The 18,616-nt window shown below is 62.7% G+C and carries 17 protein-coding genes and 2 tRNA genes; 17 read left to right on the top strand and 2 right to left on the bottom strand.

What is annotated here, in order from left to right; all coding sequences use genetic code 11:
* Window positions 1–9: 9 nt before the first annotated feature.
* The 11 genes from nuoN to CFR71_RS16345 all read left to right on the top strand — a co-directional run bounded on the left by nuoN (window position 10) and on the right by CFR71_RS16345 (window position 13,492).
* The gene (gene nuoN, locus CFR71_RS01585) at window positions 10–1,434 is read left to right on the top strand and encodes an NADH-quinone oxidoreductase subunit NuoN (protein WP_110526146.1); all 1,425 of its coding nucleotides are present in this window, start codon (window positions 10–12) and stop codon (window positions 1,432–1,434) included.
* A complete protein-coding gene (locus CFR71_RS01590; protein WP_110526149.1) occupies window positions 1,434–2,207 on the top strand; it encodes a biotin--[acetyl-CoA-carboxylase] ligase in 774 nt (257 codons plus the stop codon). The genes nuoN and CFR71_RS01590 overlap by 1 nt, the downstream gene beginning before the upstream one ends.
* Window positions 2,208–2,550: 343 nt before the next feature.
* Window positions 2,551–4,194 (top strand): ribonuclease J, encoded by a 1,644-nt coding sequence (locus CFR71_RS01595; protein ID WP_110526152.1) that lies wholly within the window; start codon window positions 2,551–2,553, stop codon window positions 4,192–4,194.
* Between the two features lie 333 nt (window positions 4,195–4,527).
* Window positions 4,528–5,847 carry a proline--tRNA ligase gene (proS, locus tag CFR71_RS01600; protein WP_110526155.1) on the top strand — a complete coding sequence of 440 codons (1,320 nt, stop codon included), beginning with the start codon at window positions 4,528–4,530 and terminating at the stop codon, window positions 5,845–5,847.
* A gap of 5 nt (window positions 5,848–5,852) precedes the next feature.
* On the top strand, window positions 5,853–7,100 hold the full coding sequence (locus CFR71_RS01605; protein WP_110526158.1) for a lipoprotein-releasing ABC transporter permease subunit: 1,248 nt from the start codon (window positions 5,853–5,855) through the stop codon (window positions 7,098–7,100).
* Window positions 7,093–7,806, top strand: coding sequence for an ABC transporter ATP-binding protein (locus tag CFR71_RS01610; RefSeq protein WP_110526161.1), 714 nt, complete (start codon window positions 7,093–7,095; stop codon window positions 7,804–7,806). Before CFR71_RS01605 ends, CFR71_RS01610 begins: the two co-directional genes overlap by 8 nt.
* A 171-nt stretch (window positions 7,807–7,977) precedes the next feature.
* Window positions 7,978–11,409, top strand: coding sequence for a DNA polymerase III subunit alpha (gene dnaE, locus CFR71_RS01615; RefSeq protein WP_110526164.1), 3,432 nt, complete (start codon window positions 7,978–7,980; stop codon window positions 11,407–11,409).
* A 295-nt stretch (window positions 11,410–11,704) separates the two neighbouring features.
* Complete coding sequence (locus CFR71_RS01620; RefSeq protein ID WP_110526167.1) at window positions 11,705–12,079, top strand: hypothetical protein; 375 nt, start codon at window positions 11,705–11,707, stop codon at window positions 12,077–12,079.
* Window positions 12,080–12,195: 116 nt separating this feature from the next.
* The gene (locus CFR71_RS17100; protein WP_275405100.1) at window positions 12,196–12,327 is read left to right on the top strand and encodes a hypothetical protein; all 132 of its coding nucleotides are present in this window, start codon (window positions 12,196–12,198) and stop codon (window positions 12,325–12,327) included.
* Between the two features lie 34 nt (window positions 12,328–12,361).
* Window positions 12,362–13,150, top strand: coding sequence for an MgtC/SapB family protein (locus tag CFR71_RS01630; protein ID WP_110526173.1), 789 nt, complete (start codon window positions 12,362–12,364; stop codon window positions 13,148–13,150).
* A 66-nt stretch (window positions 13,151–13,216) separates the two neighbouring features.
* Entirely contained in the window at window positions 13,217–13,492 is a 276-nt protein-coding gene (locus CFR71_RS16345; protein ID WP_165832014.1) for a hypothetical protein, read from the top strand.
* Window positions 13,493–13,575: 83 nt separating this feature from the next.
* On the opposite strand, the gene CFR71_RS01640 is transcribed toward CFR71_RS16345, so the two are convergent.
* Entirely contained in the window at window positions 13,576–14,850 is a 1,275-nt protein-coding gene (locus tag CFR71_RS01640) for an MFS transporter (protein ID WP_110526176.1), read from the bottom strand.
* A 123-nt stretch (window positions 14,851–14,973) separates the two neighbouring features.
* On the opposite strand from CFR71_RS01640, the gene CFR71_RS01645 reads away from it, so the two are divergent.
* From CFR71_RS01645 to CFR71_RS01665, 5 genes are all read left to right on the top strand, one after another.
* Window positions 14,974–15,339 (top strand): tRNA-binding protein, encoded by a 366-nt coding sequence (locus tag CFR71_RS01645; RefSeq protein ID WP_110526612.1) that lies wholly within the window; start codon window positions 14,974–14,976, stop codon window positions 15,337–15,339.
* Window positions 15,339–15,824: a xanthine phosphoribosyltransferase gene (gene gpt, locus CFR71_RS01650; RefSeq protein ID WP_110526179.1), complete on the top strand. Its 486-nt coding sequence runs from the start codon at window positions 15,339–15,341 to the stop codon at window positions 15,822–15,824. The genes CFR71_RS01645 and gpt overlap by 1 nt, the downstream gene beginning before the upstream one ends.
* A gap of 166 nt (window positions 15,825–15,990) precedes the next feature.
* Window positions 15,991–16,067, top strand: a tRNA-Pro gene (locus CFR71_RS01655).
* 21 nt (window positions 16,068–16,088) lie between these two features.
* Window positions 16,089–16,394, top strand: coding sequence for an ETC complex I subunit (locus tag CFR71_RS01660; RefSeq protein ID WP_110526182.1), 306 nt, complete (start codon window positions 16,089–16,091; stop codon window positions 16,392–16,394).
* A gap of 27 nt (window positions 16,395–16,421) precedes the next feature.
* Window positions 16,422–16,498: transfer RNA gene (locus tag CFR71_RS01665), tRNA-Arg, on the top strand.
* Between the two features lie 620 nt (window positions 16,499–17,118).
* Here the strand turns inward: CFR71_RS01665 and CFR71_RS16350 are convergent.
* On the bottom strand, window positions 17,119–18,435 hold the full coding sequence (locus CFR71_RS16350; protein WP_338065917.1) for a sugar-transfer associated ATP-grasp domain-containing protein: 1,317 nt from the start codon (window positions 18,433–18,435) through the stop codon (window positions 17,119–17,121).
* Between CFR71_RS16350 and CFR71_RS16355 the strand changes: the two genes are divergently transcribed.
* The gene (locus CFR71_RS16355) at window positions 18,337–18,561 is read left to right on the top strand and encodes a hypothetical protein (RefSeq protein ID WP_165832016.1); all 225 of its coding nucleotides are present in this window, start codon (window positions 18,337–18,339) and stop codon (window positions 18,559–18,561) included. The two genes, CFR71_RS16350 and CFR71_RS16355, sit on opposite strands and share 99 nt — an antisense overlap.
* The last annotated feature ends 55 nt before the right edge of the window (window positions 18,562–18,616 follow it).

Below are 18,616 nucleotides of genomic sequence, written 5' to 3' on the forward strand. Positions count from 1 at the left end.
GGTGAACCTATGAACTGGACACTTGCTCTGCCTGAAATCGTGCTCGCGATCTCGGGCCTCGCCATCCTGGTGTTCGGGGTGGTGCAGAAAAAGGAAAATCCGTTTTTTTCGTGCTCCATGCTGGCGATGGCGGCGTTCTTCGTAACCGGCGTGCTGGTGCTGTTTACGCCTGACGGGGTGGGGTACAACCGGATTTTCGTGAATGACGACTTTGCCCGCTTCATGAAAATCCTTTCCCTGTGCGGGGCGTTCCTGGCGACCATGATGACCGTGGGCTATGCCCGGGAAATGGAGGTCGCGAAGTTCGAATTTCCCGTCCTGATCCTGTTTTCCACGCTGGGCACGATGATGATGGCGTCATCGGGCAACCTGATGACGCTGTTTGTCGGGCTCGAACTGTCGTCGCTTGCGATCTATATCCTGTGCGCCTTTGCCCGTGACCAGGTTCGCGCGGCGGAAGCGGGGCTGAAATATTTCGTGCTGGGATCGCTGGCCTCGGGGCTGCTGCTGTATGGGATCGCCCTGGTGTACGGCTTTGCCGGGACGCTGGAATATGGCGGGCTCCAGACGGCGGTGGCAGGCACGGCGGCATTGCCGACCGGCCTTATGATCGGCATCGTGTTCATGCTGGTCGGGCTGTCGTTCAAGCTGTCGGCGGTGCCGTTTCACATGTGGACGCCCGATGTGTACCAGGGATCCCCGTCCTCGGTCACGGCCTATATGGCCGGCGCGCCCAAGATCGCGGCCTTTGCCGTGCTGCTGCGCGTGATGATCGGTCCGTTCGGCCATATGACGGACCAATGGCGGCTGCTGATCGAACTGGTTTCCATCGCCTCCATGCTGTTCGGCTCCATCGCCGCGATCGCCCAGACGGACATCAAGCGGCTGATGGCCTATTCCTCCATCGGGCACATGGGATACGCGATGATGGGCATGGCCGCCGCCACGCCGGAGGGGACGCGCGGGACGCTGATCTATCTTGTCACCTACCTGTTCATGAATGTCGGCGCGTTTGCCGGGATCGTCGCCATGCGGCGCAAGGGATTCGCCATGACGCGGATTTCCGACCTGGCCGGCCTGGGCAAGACCGCGCCGGGCATGGCCGCCGCCATGGCCATTTTCATGTTCAGCATGGCGGGCGCGCCGCCGCTGGCTGGATTTTTCGGCAAATTGATGGTTTTCTATGCCGCCATCAACGCGCACCTGTATGTTCTGGCGGCCATTGGCGTGCTGAGCAGCATTATCGGTGCCTATTATTACGTGCGGATCGTGAAGGTCATGTTCTTCGATACGGCGGAGGCCGCGTTTGACCGTCCCCCTGTTTCCCTGTCCTTCATCTCCGTGGGCATGGGGCTGGTGACGTGCCTGTTCGTCGTGGCGTTTGGCCCGGTATCCACGGCGGCGCAGGCGGCGGCGCAGGCGTTGCTGAGGTAATGGACCCTTCCATTCCCGTTACGGTCATGGAGGTGCCACGGATCCTTGGGGGTCCGTGGCATCTTGAAATTTATGACACGCTTGGCTCCACCTCGGACCTGTGCCTGCGCCGGGCGGAGGAAGGTGCCGCGGAAGGGCTGGCGATCCTTGCCCTGAAACAGACGCAGGGGCGCGGCAGCAGGGGACGTGGCTGGGTCGATCCGGGCGGCAACCTGTCGATGTCCGTGCTGCTGCGGCCGGGCATGGATGCAACCCCGATCGGGCTGTGGCCGTTCATTGCCGGGCTGGCTTTTCACGACGCGCTGGCGCCATGGCTGGAACAGGGACACCGCCTGACCCTGAAATGGCCCAATGACCTTCTGCTGGACGGGCGCAAGGTGGCCGGCATCCTGATCGAGGGGGGGGATGGCGATGCGGGACGGTGGCTGTCGATCGGCATGGGGGCGAACCTGCGTGTCGCCCCGGTGATCGAGGGCCGCGACCTTGCCTGCATGGCGCAGGGCGGTCCCGTGCCGGAGGTCGGGAAGGTGGCGCGCGCGGTGCTGACGATGCTTGACGTCTGGATCGCGCGTTATGCCAGTGACGGGTTCGCGCCGGTGCGGGCGGCATGGCTGGAGCGCGGGCATCCCGTGGGAACCCCCATCCGCGTGATGGCACGCGGGGGGATGGTTCACGGGACATTCGACGGGATCGGGGAGGACGGGCTGCTGCATCTGCGCACCCCGGATGGCGTGCGCCGGGTTTCGACGGGTGAAGTCCTTCTTGGCGGATGAAATGGACGGATGGAGGAGGGCGATTGCCCGCCCGTTCCGTACGTGGAATTCATAATGCGTTTGAGCATGGGGGATTACATGTTAATCCCTTGTCACCCATATTAAGGGTAGAAGTGGGGCCATGACCTGCGTCGAGCCCCCGGATCCCGCGGAATGCCGCCATTGGCGGTCATGATGCGGGACGGGCGCGGCTTCGTGGGGATGTGGGGCCACTGGCGCTCCAAAGGGCGCGGGATACGGGTTTTGCCTCGAACCGAGGCGCGGAATGACAGGAATTCTGGCGGGGGACGCTCTCCCGCCTGTCTGAATCGAAAGGTATGAACAGTGAACAGCAGAGTATCATATGAATGACATGACAGATCTGGAATTCCTCCCGCTGGGGGGGACAGGTGAAATCGGGATGAACCTCAATCTCTACCGCCAGGGCGAAAGCTGGCTGGCGGTGGACTGCGGCATCGGCTTCAGCGGCAACGACACGCCGGAGGCCGAAATCCTGCTGCCCGATCCGGTATTCATCGCTGAACGCCGCAAGGCGCTGGTGGGGCTGGTCATTACCCACGCGCATGAGGATCATCTGGGCGCTGTCGCCCACCTGTGGCCGCAGCTTGGCTGTCCGGTCTATGCCACGCCGTTCGCCGCCGCCGTGCTGCGGCGCAAGCTGGGGGAGGCGCAGCTGCTCCAGCAGGTGCCGATCCACACCATCCCCCCCGGCGGCGCGTTCCGCGCTGGCGATTTCGACCTGAGCTTCATCCCCGTCACCCATTCCGTGCCGGAGGCGCAGGCGCTGGTCCTGCGCACCCCGCAGGGGATCGTGGTCCATACCGGCGACTGGAAGTTCGACCCCGAACCGCAGGTCGGCCCGCCGACCGACATCGCGGCGTTCGAGGCGCTGGGCCGCGAGGGCGTGCTGGCGATGGTGTGCGACAGCACCAATGTCCGCACCGAGGGGCCCTCCGCCTCCGAAGCCGATGTCCGTCGCGAGATCACGAAGCTGATCGCGACGCTGGAGGGGCGGGTTGCCGTGACCTGTTTTGCCAGTAACGTCGCGCGCGTGGAAACGATCGCCAAGGCGGCGCGCGCCGCGAACCGCGTCGTTGCCGTCGTGGGCCGTTCCCTGCGCAATCTGGAGGTCGCGGCGCGCGAATGCGGCTATCTTGCCGATATTCCGCCCTTCCTTTCGGAACAGGAGGCCAATTCCGTTCCGGACAACCAGCTCCTGCTGATCGTGACCGGCAGTCAGGGGGAACCCCGTTCGGCCCTGTCGCGCATCGCGGTGGACACCCATCCCAACATCTCGCTGGGCGAGGGGGATAACGTCATCTACAGCAGCCGCATGATCCCCGGCAACGAACAGGCGGTCATCCAGGTGCAGGACAACCTGACGCGGCGCGGCATCAACGTGATTACCGACCGCGATCATCTGGTCCATGTGTCGGGACACGCGACGGGCGGGGACGTGCGGCGCCTGTATGAAATGGTGCGTCCGAAATACCTTGTCCCGGTTCACGGCGAATGGCGTCACCTGACCGCCAATGCCGCCATCGCGCAGGAACTCGACATCACGCCGGTCCTGCTGGAGGATGGCGATATCCTGAGCATGAAGGAATCAGCGTTCGAGGTCGTCGATACCGCGCCGACCGGTCGTCTCGTGCTGGATGGCGGGCGCCTGCTGCAGATGAATGGCGGCGTGCTTTCGGCGCGTCGGCGCATGCTGTTCAACGGCATCGTGCTCGGCAGCTTCGCGGTGGACGAGGAAGGCTACCTGATTGGCGACCCCAAGGTCAGCGCCCCCGGCCTGCTGGATGCCGAGGATCCGGAAACCGCCCGCGTGACCGAGGAATTCGGCAATGCGCTGGATGAAATTCCTGATGAACTGCGCGAAAATGACGTGACCTTCCGCGACGCGGCCAAGACGGCGCTGCGTCGTGCGCTGGGGCGCAAGCTGCAGAAGCGTCCGCTGGTGGATGTCCACCTGCTGCGTGTGTAAGGTCCGTTCCGTCCGATTGCGGATGATGGAAATGATTATGGCAGGAGACGGCGTTCCGTCTCCTGCCATTCTTTTATTACAGGACGTTTTTTCCCTAAACCCGGCGGCGTTTTCGACACTCGGATCGTGGGGGTAATCTAGACATGACCGACCGGGCGTGTCACCTGCCTCACGGGGATGTTGAACGGCTGGCGGCCGGGTTTTCGATCACGCTTGGGTGTGGTGGGGGAACCTGTCGCCGCCGGGCGTGCATATGCCCCATTCCACGGGTGATATTATTGGGTTACGGTTCGCGCCGTCTGGATCGGTTCTGAATATAAGGTTGATACGCACATGCGTCTGTCCCGCAGCTTTCTTCCCACCCTCAAGGAAAATCCCGCCGAGGCGCAGATCACCTCGCACCGCCTCATGCTGCGGGCTGGCCTGATCCGCCAGACATCGGCGGGAATTTACGCATGGCTGCCGGCGGGCCTGCGGGTCCTGCGCAATATTGCCGACATCGTGCGGGCGGAACAGAACGCCATCGGCGCGCAGGAAATGCTGATGCCCACGTTGCAGTCGTCCGAACTGTGGAAGCGTTCGGGCCGGTATGACGCCTATGGCCCCGAAATGCTGCGTATCCGTGACCGCCACGAACGCGACCTGCTGTATGGACCGACCAACGAGGAAATGGTGACGGACCTGTTCGGACAGGTGGTCAAGTCCTATCGCGAGCTGCCGCAGGTTCTGTATCACGTGCAGTGGAAATTCCGCGACGAGGTGCGTCCGCGCTTTGGCGTGATGCGTGGGCGCGAGTTCTATATGAAGGACGCCTACAGCTTCGATGCCGATTACGACGCGGCGGTCGACAGCTACCGCCGCATGATGCTGGCCTATCTGCGCACGTTCCAGCGCCTTGGGGTCAAGGCGATCCCCATGGTGGCCGATACGGGGCCGATCGGCGGCGAACTCAGCCACGAATTCCTTGTCCTTGCCCCCACGGGCGAAAGCGGCGTGTTCTTTGATGGCGCGCTGGAGGAACAGGACTGGCTGTCGGAACCGGTGGACATTTCGGACCGCGCGTCGCTGGAGGAATTCTTCCGGCGCATGACCTCGTTCTATGCCGCGACGGATGAGAAGCATGACGAGGCGCAATGGGCGAAGGTGCCGGTCGAACGCCGCAGGGAAGGGCGCGGGATCGAGGTCGGGCACATCTTCCATTTTGGCCGCAAATACACGGAATCGATGGATATTTCCGTCAGCGGGCCGGACGGGGCGCCGCTGTTCCCCGAAATGGGGTCCTATGGGATCGGGGTCTCGCGCCTTGTCGCCGCGATCATCGAGGCGAGCCATGACGACCAGGGCATCATCTGGCCCGAAACGGTCGCGCCGTTCGCCGCCGTCATCATCAACCTGAAAAATGGCGACGCGCAGTGTGACGAAATCTGCGAGCGGCTGTACGCGGCGGCCCCGGATCGCCTGCTGTATGACGACCGTCCGGAACGCGCGGGCGTCAAGTTCGCCGATGCGGACCTGATGGGCCATCCGTGGCAGGTCATCGTCGGCCCCCGTGGCGCGAAGGCAGGGATTGTCGAGCTGAAAAACCGCCAGAGCGGCGAACGCAGCGAGCTGGACGTTGACGCGGCGCTGGCGCGTATCGGCGCGGGTACCTGAGCGGAATGTTCGGTCCGTTTGAACGTGCCGTCGCCGGGCGTTACCTGCATGCCCGGCGGGGGGAGCGGTTCGTGTCCGTCATCGCGATCTTCTCCCTCGTCGGGATCGCGCTGGGTGTCGCGACGCTGATTATCGTCATGTCGGTCATGAACGGGTTCAAGGCCGACCTGCTGGGACGTATCCTCGGGCTGAATGGCGATCTCAGCGTCTATGGCATTTCGCGCACCATCTCCGATTACGACGCGCTGGCGGGGCGGGTGCGCCGGGTGCCCGGCGTGGACAGCGCCAGCCCCCTGATCGAGGCGCAGGTCCTGCTCAATTCCGGGGGATACAACGCCGGGGGGCTGGTGCGCGGGATGACGCGCGACGACCTGCTGGGGCTGAAGGAAATCAGCGGGTCGCTGGTGGCGGGGTCGCTGGATGATTTCGGATCGGACGACAGCATCGTGGTAGGCACGACGCTGGCGGAACGCGCGGGCCTGACGGTGGGCGCGCGCCTGACGCTTGTCTCGCCAAACGGGGCGGCGACGGCCTTTGGCACCATGCCACGGGTGCGGGCCTATCATGTGGTGGCGATTTTCGACGCCGGCGTGAACGATTACAACGCAAGCTATGTGTTCCTGCCGCTTCATGCCGCGCAGATCTATTTCCAGATGCCGGGGCAGGTGACGCAGATCCAGGTCATGACCCATGACGCGGAAAATGTCGGTCCGGTCAGGAACCGCATCGAACAGGCGCTGGGCGAGACGCAGGTGCGCGTCATGGACTGGACGCAGAGCAACAATGCCTTCTTTGGCGCGGTGCAGGTGGAACAGAACGTCATGTTCCTGATCCTGACGCTGATTATCCTTGTCGCGGCCTTCAACGTGATTTCGTCGCTGATCATGATGGTCAAGGACAAGACCGCCGATATCGCGGTCCTGCGCACCATCGGGGCGACGCGTGGGGCGATCATGCGCATCTTCCTGATGTGCGGGGCGTCCGTCGGGGTGACGGGAACCATTGCGGGAACGCTGCTGGGGATCGTCTTCTGCCTCAATATCGAACGTATCCGCCAGGGCCTGCAGAAAATCACCGGCACGGACCTGTTCAATGCGGAGGTGTACTACCTTGAGCACCTGCCCGCGAAACTGGTCTGGTCGCAGGTGCTGGAGGTGATCGTCATGGCGCTGGTCCTGTCGCTGCTGGCGACGCTGTATCCGTCATGGCGGGCGGCGCGGACCGACCCGGTGGAGGCCCTGCGCCATGAATGAGCATCATTCCCTTCCGCTGCATCTGGAGGAAGTCTGCCGTTCCTATCGCAGTGGCGAGGAAACGCTCCATGTGCTCAGGGGGGCGGACCTTGCGCTGCGCCCGGGCGAAATCGTGGCCCTTGTCGCGCCGTCGGGCACGGGCAAGTCCACGTTGCTGCATCTGGCGGGGCTGCTGGAATATCCCGATGGCGGGCGGGTGGTGATCGATGGCGTGGATGCCGGGCGGCTGAATGATGCGCAGCGCACCGAAATCAGGCGTGACCGCATCGGCTTCGTCTATCAGTTCCATCATCTGCTGGCGGAATTCACGGCGCGGGAAAATGTCATCCTGCCCCAGATGATCGCGGGGGTATCGCGTCGCAAGGCAAAAACGCGCGCGGATGAACTGCTGTGCGCATTCGGGCTGGAGCATCGGCTGGACCACCTGCCGGGCAAGCTGTCGGGCGGGGAAAAACAGCGCGTGGCCATCGCCCGTGCGCTGGCGAACCGTCCGCGCATCCTGCTGGCGGACGAGCCGACGGGCAATCTGGATGTGCAGACATCGGATACGGTGTTCGATGCCCTGATCGCGATGGTGCGCGACCATGGGGTCGCGGCCCTGATCGCCACGCACAACATGGACCTTGCGGTGCGCATGGACCGCATCGTGACGCTGCGTGACGGAAAGCTGCATGAGGTAGTAGCCCCGCGCGCAGAGATTGTTTGAAAACAGCCTGTTGCTGAAAGATAAAAGTTTCCGGGTGCCGCCTTTTTTAAAAAGGTGACGTCTTTCAAAGCTTTTTGGAAAAAGCTTCACCAAAAACTTTTACAATTTCAGGTCAGGCAGATTCTGACAGAGCATTGGCGCAGAATCGGCATGGTGGGGTAGGATCGGGCCATGTCACATGCCGATTTCATTCACCTGCGTGTCCACTCCGCCTATTCCCTCAGCCAGGGCGCGATCCGCGTGCCCGAGATCGTCAGCCTGGCGCATGAAATGCGCATGCCCGGCGTTGCCATAACCGACACCGGCAACATGTTCGGGGCGCTGGAGTTTTCCCAGTACTGTTCGAAAAAGGGCATCCAGCCGATCATTGGCTGCCAGGTCGCGCTGCCCGCGCGGTGCGACAAGCCCGGCAGCCCGGCGGAGCCGATGGCCCTGCTGGCGCGTGACGAAACCGGCCTGATGAACCTGCAGTACCTGTCCTCCGCCGGGTTCCTGCAGCATGAGACGGATGAACCCACAGTCCCCCTCGACCTGCTGTGCGAACGTGCCGAGGGACTGTTCCTGATGACAGGCGGCACGCGCGGGCCGCTGTTCCGCATGCTTGCCGAAGGTCTGGAAACCGATGCGCGACGCCTGCTGTCGCGCCTGTACGAGGCATTTGGCCGCAATATGGCCGTGGAACTGCATCGCCACGGCCTGCCTGCGGAACAGGCGGTGGAGCCGGGCATGATCGCCCTTGCCGACAGGGCGGGGATTCCGCTGGTGGCGACAAACGAATGCTTCTTTCCCCGCCCGGACATGTACGAGGCGCACGACGCGCTGCTGTGCATCGCGCAGGGGCGCACCATGGCCGAACAGGATCGCTGGCGGGTCACGCCCGAACACTGGTTCAAGCCGCCGCACATGATGCGCGAACTGTTCAAGGACCTGCCGGAGGCCTGCGACAACACGCTGGAGATCGCGCGCCTGTGCGCCATCAAGGTGGAGACGCGCAAGCCGCTGCTGCCGGTCTGTCCCAAGGTGGCGCCCGGTGCGACGGAGGAGGAAACCCTGCGCGGCATGGCGCGCGACGGGCTGGAACGTCGCCTGTCGCGCATGAATGTCGATGAACAGACCCGCCGGACCTATGAGGAGCGGCTGGCCTTTGAACTCGACATCATCGCGCGCATGGGCTTTCCCGGCTATTTCATGATCGTTGCCGACTTCATCCAGTGGGCGAAGGCGCATGACATCCCCGTGGGGCCGGGGCGTGGGTCGGGCGCGGGGTCGCTGGCGGCATGGGCGCTGACGATCACGGACATTGATCCCATTCCGTTCAACCTGCTGTTCGAACGTTTCCTTAATCCCGAACGCGTATCGATGCCCGACTTCGACATCGATTTCTGCCAGGACCGGCGTGACGAGGTCATCCGTTACGTCCGGCAGGAATATGGCCCCGACCGCGTGGCGCAGATCATCACGTTCGGAAAGCTGCAGGCCCGCGCGGCGGTGCGTGACGTGGGGCGCGTGCTGGGCCTGTCGTTCGGCATGGTCAACAGGGTTGCCGAACTGATCCCCAACAACCCGGCCAAGCCCGTTACCCTGAAACAGGCGATCGACGGGGAACCGCGCCTTCAGGAAATGCGCGACAATGACGAGACGCTGCGCAGGCTGATGGAAATCGCCCTCCAGCTGGAGGGACTGTTCCGGCATGCCAGCACCCATGCCGCCGGCGTGGTGATCGGCGATCGCGAACTGGTGGAACTGGTGCCGCTGTATCGCGATCCCAAAAGCGACATGCTGGTCACGCAGTACAACATGAAATTCGTGGAGCAGGCCGGGCTGGTGAAGTTCGACTTCCTCGGCCTGACCACGCTTACGATCCTTCAGCGCGCAGTGCAGTTCCTTGACAGGCTCGGGGTGCAGGTCGACCTTGCCGCGCTGCCGCTGGATGACAAGCTGACCTATGACATGCTCGCCCGGGGGGATACGGGGGGCGTGTTCCAGTTTGAAGGCGCGGGCATGCGCGATGTCCTCAAGCAGATGCGTCCGACCCGGCTGGAGGACCTGATCGCGGCGGTTGCGTTGTACCGACCGGGTCCGATGGCCAACATTCCCGATTACTGCCGTCGCAAGCACGGGGAGCCGTGGGAACCCCCGCACGAGGAAATCCGCGATATCCTGTCAGAGACCTATGGCATCATGGTCTATCAGGAACAGGTGATGCAGATCGCGCAGAAGATGGCGGGCTACAGCCTTGGCGGCGCGGACCTGCTGCGCCGCGCGATGGGCAAGAAGATCCGCGCGGAAATGGACAAGCAGCGCGTGATCTTTACCGAAGGCGCGGTCAAGCGCGGCATCGACCATGAAAAGGCGGTCGAGGTCTTTGACCTGATGGCGAAGTTCGCTGATTACGGCTTCAACAAATCCCATGCGGCGGCCTATGCCCTTGTGTCGTACCAGACGGCATGGATGAAGGCCAACCATCCGGTGGCGTTCCTTGCGGCGTGCATGTCGCTGGCGCGTGAAAAGACCGAAAAGCTGGCGGCCCTGCGGCAGGAGGCCGAACGGCTGGGTATCAGCGTCCTGCCGCCGGACATCAATGCCTCTGACGCGGATTTCACGGTGGAAAAGCTGCCGGACGGGCAGTACGGGATCCGCTATGCCCTTGCGGCGGTCAAGAAGGTGGGACTGGCGGCGATGCAGTCGCTGGTCGCGTCGCGCGGCGATCGTCCCTTTGCCGACATGGCGGATATCGCCGCGCGTATCGACCCGCGCAACATCAACAAGATGCAGCTGGAAAACCTGGCCCGCGCCGGCGCGTTCGATACCCTCCTTCCCAATCGCGCCCAGGCCTGCGCGTCCGCCGAGATGATCCTGCGCCGGGCACAGTCGCACGCGCAGGAAGCGGCGAGCGGACAGATCGGCCTGTTTGGCGGGGGCGGTGCGGCAGGCCCGGCGCGCGAGACGCTGCGTCTGCCATCGGTGCCGGACTGGCCCGAATTCGATCGGCTGAGCATGGAGGCCGACGCCATCGGGTTCCACCTGACGGCGCACCCGCTGGATTCCTATGGCCCGTTGATGCGTCGTCTGGGCGTGGTGAAATCCACCGGACTGGAAGCAGCGGCGCAGGCGGGGATTACCCGCGTGAAAATTGCCGGATGCGTGGTCGACCGCAAGGAACGCCCGACCCGCACCGGCAGCAAGATGGCGTGGGTCAGGCTGTCGGATGCCAGCGGCGGATGCGAGGTGACGTTCTTTTCCGAAGTCCTGCTGCGTTCGCGCGAAATCCTGACTGCCGGGAATGCCGTGGTCGTGACGGCGGACCTGCGCCTTGATGGCGAGGCACTGCGTATTACCGCGTCCGATGTCATGGAGCTTGAGCAGGCGGCGGCCGATGCGGCGGCTGAACTGCGGATATGGTTCGATCGCGCCGATGCCATTGCGCCCATCCGCGATATCCTGGATGGCCATGGCGGGGGACGCGGCCGTATCATCCTTCACCCTTCCGTTGCGGAAACCCGCGATGTGGAGGTGACGCTGAGCGAACGTTACCGCGTGACCCCGCGTATCGCGCAGATGATCAAGTCGATTGATGGGGTCGGACGCGTGGAACAGTTCTAGGCTCCACACGCGGCAATTCGGGCCGGCGGGCAGGGGTCGATCATCGGAAAGTTTTTGGTGAAGCTTTTTTCAAAAAGCTTCAGATAATGTCGCCTTTTTGAAAAAAGGCGACACCCGGAAACTTTTCCTGTTTTCTATCAACAGATTGTTTCCAAACTGTCTCTGGGCCTGTTTCAGATACGCCGCACGGGGATCGCCCACGCGGGAGTGTGAAGGCAGGGAGGGGAACTCAGGCAAAAGCGCCCGCGTTGGGCTGAGGTCATCCGAAGTAATTCCCAGAAAGGGGAGACACTCAATGACTGAATCGAATTTCTTTACCCGTGCCGGTGATTTCCTGACAGGCGCGACAGGCGATCATTCCGGCCTGATTACAGTATTGAACGAAATACTGGGGCCAATTACCCGAAAGGACCAGCCCACCCGGCTGGAGGCACGGTCAAAGACGCCGGAGGTGTTCGATGCCGTGTCGCAGTGGCAGCAGCAGGACAGGCCCCCCGCCACAACGGAAAGCATGATCCGCACCCTGTTTTCCGATGCCGAAATCAGGAGGTTTTCCGACGAGACGGGACTGTCGGCGCCTGCCGCGATGGAAATACTCAAGGAGATCGTGCCGCTATGCGCGCGGGACCGGAAAAAAAGACAGTTGCGCGTTCCCGATGACGCGACCTGAACTTTCCGCAGGTCGGCGGGTGTTCCCGCAAGGTCATGTTCCTGTGGCCGGAAGGGGCCGCCGCCTGCCCGGGATATAAAAACCATACATATACCGGCATGTTTCACGGATGGATCATGACTGTTCCGGTGGGACGTCCGGTCCTGAAACGGGCAGGGGATTTCCCCGATCGATGCCTGTCGGCGGCGGCAGGCATCGTGCGGGGCGGGAAATCCCGGCAGTGGAACATGCCCGGTAGTGGAACATGAATGACAATGGCAGGGATGGGGTAATATCTGACGCATGGTCATGACGCATGCGCCCGGCGAGGGCTGGGTCCAGCTGGGTGAACTCGGCCTGGCGTTCCTGCTTTCGGGGCTGGTGGGGCTGGAGCGGGAAATCCGCCAGAAAAGCGCGGGACTGCGTACCTATACACTGGTCGGTGTGGCGGCGGCCCTGTTCATGCTGGTGTCCAAGTACGGATTCAACGACGTCCTTGAAAAGGAACGGGTCATCCTCGATCCGTCGCGGGTCGCGGCCCAGATCGTATCCGGGATCGGTTTTATCGGTGGTGGCGTGATTTTCATGCGCCGCAACGTGGTGCGCGGCCTGACGACGGCGGCATCGGTCTGGTTGACGGCGGCGCTGGGCATGGCGTGCGGGGCGGGGCTGCTGGCGCTGGCGATCGCCACGACGCTTGGCCACTTCGTCATCATGTTCATCTTCCCGCGCCTGTTGCGTCATATCCCGCATGAACGTCAGGCCGTCACGAATATCGGCATCACCTATGCCGATGGCAAAGGCGTGCTGAGGCACATACTGGTGGAATGCACCCGCCTGCGTTTCAGGGTGGACCATGTGCGTATCGAGCGCGAGGGCCTGTATGAAACGGCGCGCGAGGCGCTGGAGGACCAGGCGGATTACGAAGGGACCGATATGCGGATTCCCCCGGTGTCGGGGACGGTAAGGCGTCAGGTGCGCCTATCGATGCAGGTGAACGGTCCCACGCCCATTGCGCGGCTGATCGCCACATTGTCCGACATGCCGGGCATCATGGAGGTGGGCACGACTGACGAGCGGCATCTGGACTGAATTGTGCTGCGTGACTGGTCCCGACCGCATGCGCCGCCGGGACCGCCTGATATCGGGTTACTGGAAATGGATCTGGTGGCCGCGCCGCCGGTCGCGGCCCAGGTCATAGGCGCCACCCTGTTCGAGGATGGCCTGGTGGATGCGGTCCACCCGTTCGGAATGACGGCGTCCGCGACGTTTCTGCGCGATGCCCCGTGCCTGGAGGTTTCTGCTGCCGGCAGCACGTCCAATTTCGTGTTTAAGCTGCCCCATCAGAATGTTTGTCTTGGCGAAGAGCATGTCCGTGAACTGATACATGTCACTTTCTCCTTGATGGTGGCCGCACTTAACGGGCGCCCATGACAAGGGGAACATATTGCATGCCTGATATGCAATAAAAAACGCACATCGGTTCCGCATGAACTTTCGATGACTGCGGCACAGTCCTATTCCGCGCGGATGTCATCCAGCCGGTCGAGGCGGCGCAGGCTGGGGAACATGGCCATCCACAGCAGCGTGACCGCAATCGTCCCGACCCCGCCCAGCGCCACGGCCTCCACCGGGCCAATCGCGCTGGCGAGCATGCCGCTTTCGAATTCTCCCAGCTGGTTGGACGATCCGATGAACAGCATGTTGACGGCGGAGACCCGTCCCCGCATCGAATCCGGCGTGCGCAGCTGCACCAGCGCCCCGCGCACCACCACGCTGACGACATCGGCCGCCCCGAGCACCGCCAGGGCAAGGATCGACAGCGGCATGGAGGTGGAAAAGGCAAAGACGATCGTCGCCACGCCAAATGTCGCGACAGCGGCAAACATGGATGGCCCGGCACGATGGTTGAGGGGCTTCCACACGAAAAACACCGCGCAGGCGACCGCCCCCATGGCTGGCGCGGCCCGCAGCAGCCCCAGCCCCATGGGACCGGCATGCAGGATATCGCTGGCATAGACAGGCAGCATTGCCGTGGCCCCGCCCAGCAGCACGGCGAACAGGTCCAGCGAAATCGCCCCGAGCATGTCGGGCCGTTTCCGCATGAAGCGCCAGACATCCATGAACATCGACAGCGACATCGGCTGGCGCGGGCGTGCGATATTGCGCAGCGGCAGCAGGAAGGTACCCAGCATGGCAAGCGCGAAGCCAAGCGCGCAGATCATGTAGCACAGGCCCGCGCCCGCGCCGTACAGCAGGCCGCCCACCGATGGCCCCGTCACCGCCGCCGCCTGGAACAGGGAGGAGGAGACAGCCGCGGCGCGGGGGAACATGTAGGGCGGCACGATGGAGGGAAGGAAGGTCTGCTGGCACGGCATTTCAAAGGCCCGCGCCATGCCGAAGACCATGACCATGGCATAGATCATGCCCGGCGTGGTCCATCCCCCGAACGCCGCCGTCGCCATGATCAGTGCCGAGGCCGCCTCGATCCCCTGGCAGGTCATGGCGATCCGGCGGCGGTTCATGTGATCGGCCGCATGTCCCGCCAGCATCGTCAGGCAGATCATGGGAAAGAACTGCGCCAGTCCCACCAGCGCGAGGGAGCGGGCGCTGTGGGTCAGGGCATAGATCTGCCACCCCACGGCCACCGCCTGCACGCATGAGGAGAAGGAGGAGGAGGTCCGCGCCATCAGGAACGCCATGAGGCCGGGATGACGCAGAAGGCCGCCGGCATGCGGATCCGGTCTGGATGTTTCCTCCGCCGTGGCGGAAAAATTCTTCGGTCGTGTCATGATGTTCCAAGCTATAGCAGGCGCGCGATTGAATCCGGCATGAAATCCCTGGTGAAAATTCCATGTCGAAAAGGATTGATCGCAGGTTTACAATATGACGCGAACATGGGCAGAAACATTTCCATGACAGACCTTGCGCCGCCTGTATCGGACATGCCCGCCAGCGATGGGGGCACCGGGTATCTGGATATCCGGGTCGGCACGATCCTGGAGGCCAGCCCCCTTCCGGATACGTACCGCGATACCTATCGACTGCGAATCGATTTCGGTTCCCATCTTGGAACGCGCACGTCCGCCGTGCGGGTCAATCACCGCTATACCCCGTCGCGGCTGGCGGGGCGGCAGGTCTGTGCAATCGTGAATGTGCCGCCACGCCAGATCGGGCCCTTCCGCAGCGAGGTCCTGACCCTGAGCATGCGCGACAACAAGGGGGAGGCCGTGCTGATCCGTCCGGACAGCCGCGTCCCCGACGGAGGAAAACTGTTCTGATGGCAACCAGTTATGCGACCGTGACGTGGGACCAGCTTCACCGCGATGCCCGTCAGCTGGCGGCGGAGCTCATGCCGCGTGGTCCCTTTAAGGGAATCGTGGCGATCACGCGTGGCGGCCTGATCCCCGCCGCCATCATCGCGCGGGAACTGGACTGCCGCCTGATCGAGACGGTCTCCGTCGTGACCTATGACGAGGAAAGGCAGGGCGAGGCCACGGTCATCAAGCGGCCCGAAGCCGCAGGCGATGGCGAAGGGTTCCTGATCATCGATGATCTGGTGGATTCGGGCGTCACGGCGGAACTGGTGCGCAGGATGCTGCCCAAGGCGCTGTTCGCGTGCCTGTATGCAAAGCCGACGGGCCGCCCCCTGACGGACATGTTCGTGGTGGAGGTGCCGCAGGAAACCTGGGTGCTGTTCCCGTGGGACACCGCGCCGCTGTTCATTCCGCCGCTGGCGCGCAGGGACGATACGTCACGCTCCTGAACGGGCGTTACGGCCGGCATGGCGGCGATGTTCACGTGAATGCGTTGTCATGCCAGCAGGTTTTGATGGCCGGCCGGCTTGTCAGGCAGCATGCGGGGGCGATATTTTTTTCAACAAGGTGCTTGCCAGAGCGGCCAATGACACATAGCTTCCCCCTCCATGGTGACGGGGCGTGGCGCAGCCTGGTAGCGCGCGTGTTTTGGGTACACGAGGCCCCCGGTTCGAGTCCGGGCGCCCCGACCACCATAATGGGAGATCGTTTTCATGCGTGCCCGCGTTTATCAGGAATCAAAAACGGCAACCCAGTCAGGTCAGGCGAACACGCATACGTGGGTTCTGGAATATGGCCAGACACAGCCCCGGCATGTCGACACGCTGATGGGCTGGACCGGGAGCCGCGACACGCTGTCGCAGGTGCGCCTGCTGTTCCCCTCCCAGGAAGCCGCCGTTGCCTATGCCATGCATAATGGCATCGGATATGATCTGGAACTGCCCGTTCCGCGCATCCGCAAGCCAAAGGCCTATGCCGATAATTTTCGCTGTGACCGTATCCAGAACTGGACGCACTAGCTTCCATCTGGCACAACGCGGTGTTCCGCGCCCTTAGCTCAGTTGGATAGAGCAACAGCCTTCTAAGCTGTGGGTCGTTGGTTCGAATCCAACAGGGCGCGCCATTTTTCAGCGGCCTGGGTAACTCGGCCGTCAGGAATTGACACGGCTTTGCCCTGTGCATGGCCGTGATCGAGATGACCCTGCCGGTCTCCCGGTCCTGATGCTGTTTTCCATAACTGCATGCCGGTGATGCAGGTCTGCGTCCGCTGTTACTGCGGGGGGCTGGCCGGTCTGGTTCCGGGCTGATCGCCTGTGGCTGGTTCTTGTCCTGTCGGCGGCTGGCCTGATGGGGAATGTCCGGGCTGTTCATTGGGTTTGCGATGCCGATGGGCCGGAGGACCGGATACTGAGTCCGGACTGGCCTGATCGTGTATCGGGGGTGATGCCGGGGCAACCGGCTTTCCCGGGGAAGAGCGGGGCGCTGCAAACTGCGCGTGTGCCGTCGTCAGGGGACAGGCACAGGCCAGCACAGCCATGCACGCCAGCCTGATATTTCCCAGCCTGACATTTCCATGGCAGGACATGAAAGCCTCCTGATACACGGCGAAACGCCTTGCGCCATTTGTCTGCATTGCCTCGGCCTGGGGTCAACGGATATGTGGGCAGGACGGTTCCCCGTTCACGTGCGTATCGGCGCCAAGGCGGGATCATATGTAAAAAGGCCCATGGGAAAAGCCGGCCTTCAGCCTGTCATCGCGCCGTCATGGTGGCATTGCTGCCGGGCGTTCGGTATCGATGACTGGCGTCCCTGTAGCAGATGATGGGCCAGAAGGTGGGCAAGACGCCCATCGCCCAGCGGGCGATCCGCCATGCGTTGCATGATATCCAGACAGGGACCGCTATTCCCCTCGATCAGGACGGGACCGGGCGTGGTCAGGGCGATATCCCATCCCACAATGACGTAGGAGGTCAGGGTGGCATGGGCCGCGCACGCCAACGCACGGACATCGTTCCAGAAAGGTAGCCTGACGCCTTCTATGACGTGATTGGTGCCGGGATGGTGACGCAGGCGGCCATGGGTTGCATCCACGCCCAGATTGCTTGCACATCCCAGTTGCCCGCATGAAATGTCGATCGGTGCCCCGATCCCGCCCGCATGAATGTTGTCCACGATACAGTCAGGGCGGGTTGCCATACGGAAAATGGCGTCCGTAATCTCCGGCATGCCATCCTCGTTCAGGCAGGTTACCATGCGGACGGTTGCAACGGCATGGCCCGCCAGTTGCGCGATATCGGGATGATTGCTGAGGCAGCGCTGTATGATTGTCCTGCGGCCATTCGAACGGAATGCAAGCCGCTGGCGCAGTTCCACCTCCGCAAGACGTCCGGTGGTGCCGGTATATATGTCCTGTCCCTGCATGTCCTTTCCCTGCCAGCGCCAGCGTTCCGCCCCACGCCCGCCACTGCCGCGCGCGGGTTTGATAAACAGGTCACATGCAGGCAGGCGTGTCAGGGATGTATCCGAAAACATGATGTGCCCATCATCCGCGATGGCAACCGGTTCAACGGCATGAAGGCCGAATTCCCGGCAGTGCGCGGCGAAAATATCCTTGTTCCCCAGGATGCAGTGTTTTCGCGGAACATCGGTCAGCACCACATACGCGCCGGCCTTTGTCTCGCCACGCCCGATATAGGACAGGCAGGAGCCCCTGTTATCTTTTTTGTATAGATCAAATATATAATACCATGGTGGAAGTATTCCGGTTGTCAGTCCAATGACTATCTGGTCCAGAAATTGCCGTGGCATGGCTCTTCCGGAATGCCTGCGTGCATATGATGCGTTTCGACGCGTGGATATGATCGAAAGCACAATTATGCCTGGCAGCCAGAGCATGAAGGCAACGGCGATATCCAGCCATTCACTTCCTTCCTCGGGCCTCCAGTAATGCCGGACATAGGCATGTCGGATAGTATCGAGCGGGGAACTCGGGTTTTTCAAACCTGCCACGCCGCCCCCGAACAGATTCTTCTGGATGCCGTTTATTGCAAATCCGGACATGATCCCCAGGCCGGAGGCACGGTACAGGATGGCTTCCCCATGTTTTTTAAGAAAATCAAGCAACAGCGCGCCAACACCCCTGCGCTGCGCGGAAATACCCCTGCGCAGGTTCGGAAACGTGCCTGAAATAACAGGAATTTCTGAAACCGGCGCAGGGCTTCCAATTATGCTTTTCATGCCG

It is taken from the genome of Novacetimonas pomaceti (genome assembly GCF_003207955.1).
In the GTDB taxonomy this organism is placed as follows: Bacteria; Pseudomonadota; Alphaproteobacteria; order Acetobacterales; family Acetobacteraceae; genus Novacetimonas; species Novacetimonas pomaceti.

Excerpts from the sequence above, each read along its gene's own strand:
- CFR71_RS16355 (WP_165832016.1), top strand. The coding sequence starts at position 18,337 with ATGTCGGATAGTATCGAGCGGGGAACTCGGGTTTTTCAAACCTGCCAC.
- CFR71_RS16350 (WP_338065917.1), bottom strand. The coding sequence starts at position 18,435 with ATGTCCGGATTTGCAATAAACGGCATCCAGAAGAATCTGTTCGGGGGC.
- CFR71_RS01630 (WP_110526173.1), top strand. The coding sequence starts at position 12,362 with ATGGTCATGACGCATGCGCCCGGCGAGGGCTGGGTCCAGCTGGGTGAA.
- CFR71_RS17100 (WP_275405100.1), top strand. The coding sequence starts at position 12,196 with ATGACTGTTCCGGTGGGACGTCCGGTCCTGAAACGGGCAGGGGATTTC.
- CFR71_RS01610 (WP_110526161.1), top strand. The coding sequence starts at position 7,093 with ATGAATGAGCATCATTCCCTTCCGCTGCATCTGGAGGAAGTCTGCCGT.
- CFR71_RS01605 (WP_110526158.1), top strand. The coding sequence starts at position 5,853 with ATGTTCGGTCCGTTTGAACGTGCCGTCGCCGGGCGTTACCTGCATGCC.
- CFR71_RS01590 (WP_110526149.1), top strand. The coding sequence starts at position 1,434 with ATGGACCCTTCCATTCCCGTTACGGTCATGGAGGTGCCACGGATCCTT.
- dnaE (WP_110526164.1), top strand. The coding sequence starts at position 7,978 with ATGTCACATGCCGATTTCATTCACCTGCGTGTCCACTCCGCCTATTCC.
- CFR71_RS01660 (WP_110526182.1), top strand. The coding sequence starts at position 16,089 with ATGCGTGCCCGCGTTTATCAGGAATCAAAAACGGCAACCCAGTCAGGT.
- CFR71_RS01620 (WP_110526167.1), top strand. The coding sequence starts at position 11,705 with ATGACTGAATCGAATTTCTTTACCCGTGCCGGTGATTTCCTGACAGGC.
- gpt (WP_110526179.1), top strand. The coding sequence starts at position 15,339 with ATGGCAACCAGTTATGCGACCGTGACGTGGGACCAGCTTCACCGCGAT.
- proS (WP_110526155.1), top strand. The coding sequence starts at position 4,528 with ATGCGTCTGTCCCGCAGCTTTCTTCCCACCCTCAAGGAAAATCCCGCC.
- nuoN (WP_110526146.1), top strand. The coding sequence starts at position 10 with ATGAACTGGACACTTGCTCTGCCTGAAATCGTGCTCGCGATCTCGGGC.
- CFR71_RS01640 (WP_110526176.1), bottom strand. The coding sequence starts at position 14,850 with ATGACACGACCGAAGAATTTTTCCGCCACGGCGGAGGAAACATCCAGA.
- CFR71_RS16345 (WP_165832014.1), top strand. The coding sequence starts at position 13,217 with ATGGATCTGGTGGCCGCGCCGCCGGTCGCGGCCCAGGTCATAGGCGCC.
- CFR71_RS01595 (WP_110526152.1), top strand. The coding sequence starts at position 2,551 with ATGAATGACATGACAGATCTGGAATTCCTCCCGCTGGGGGGGACAGGT.
- CFR71_RS01645 (WP_110526612.1), top strand. The coding sequence starts at position 14,974 with ATGACAGACCTTGCGCCGCCTGTATCGGACATGCCCGCCAGCGATGGG.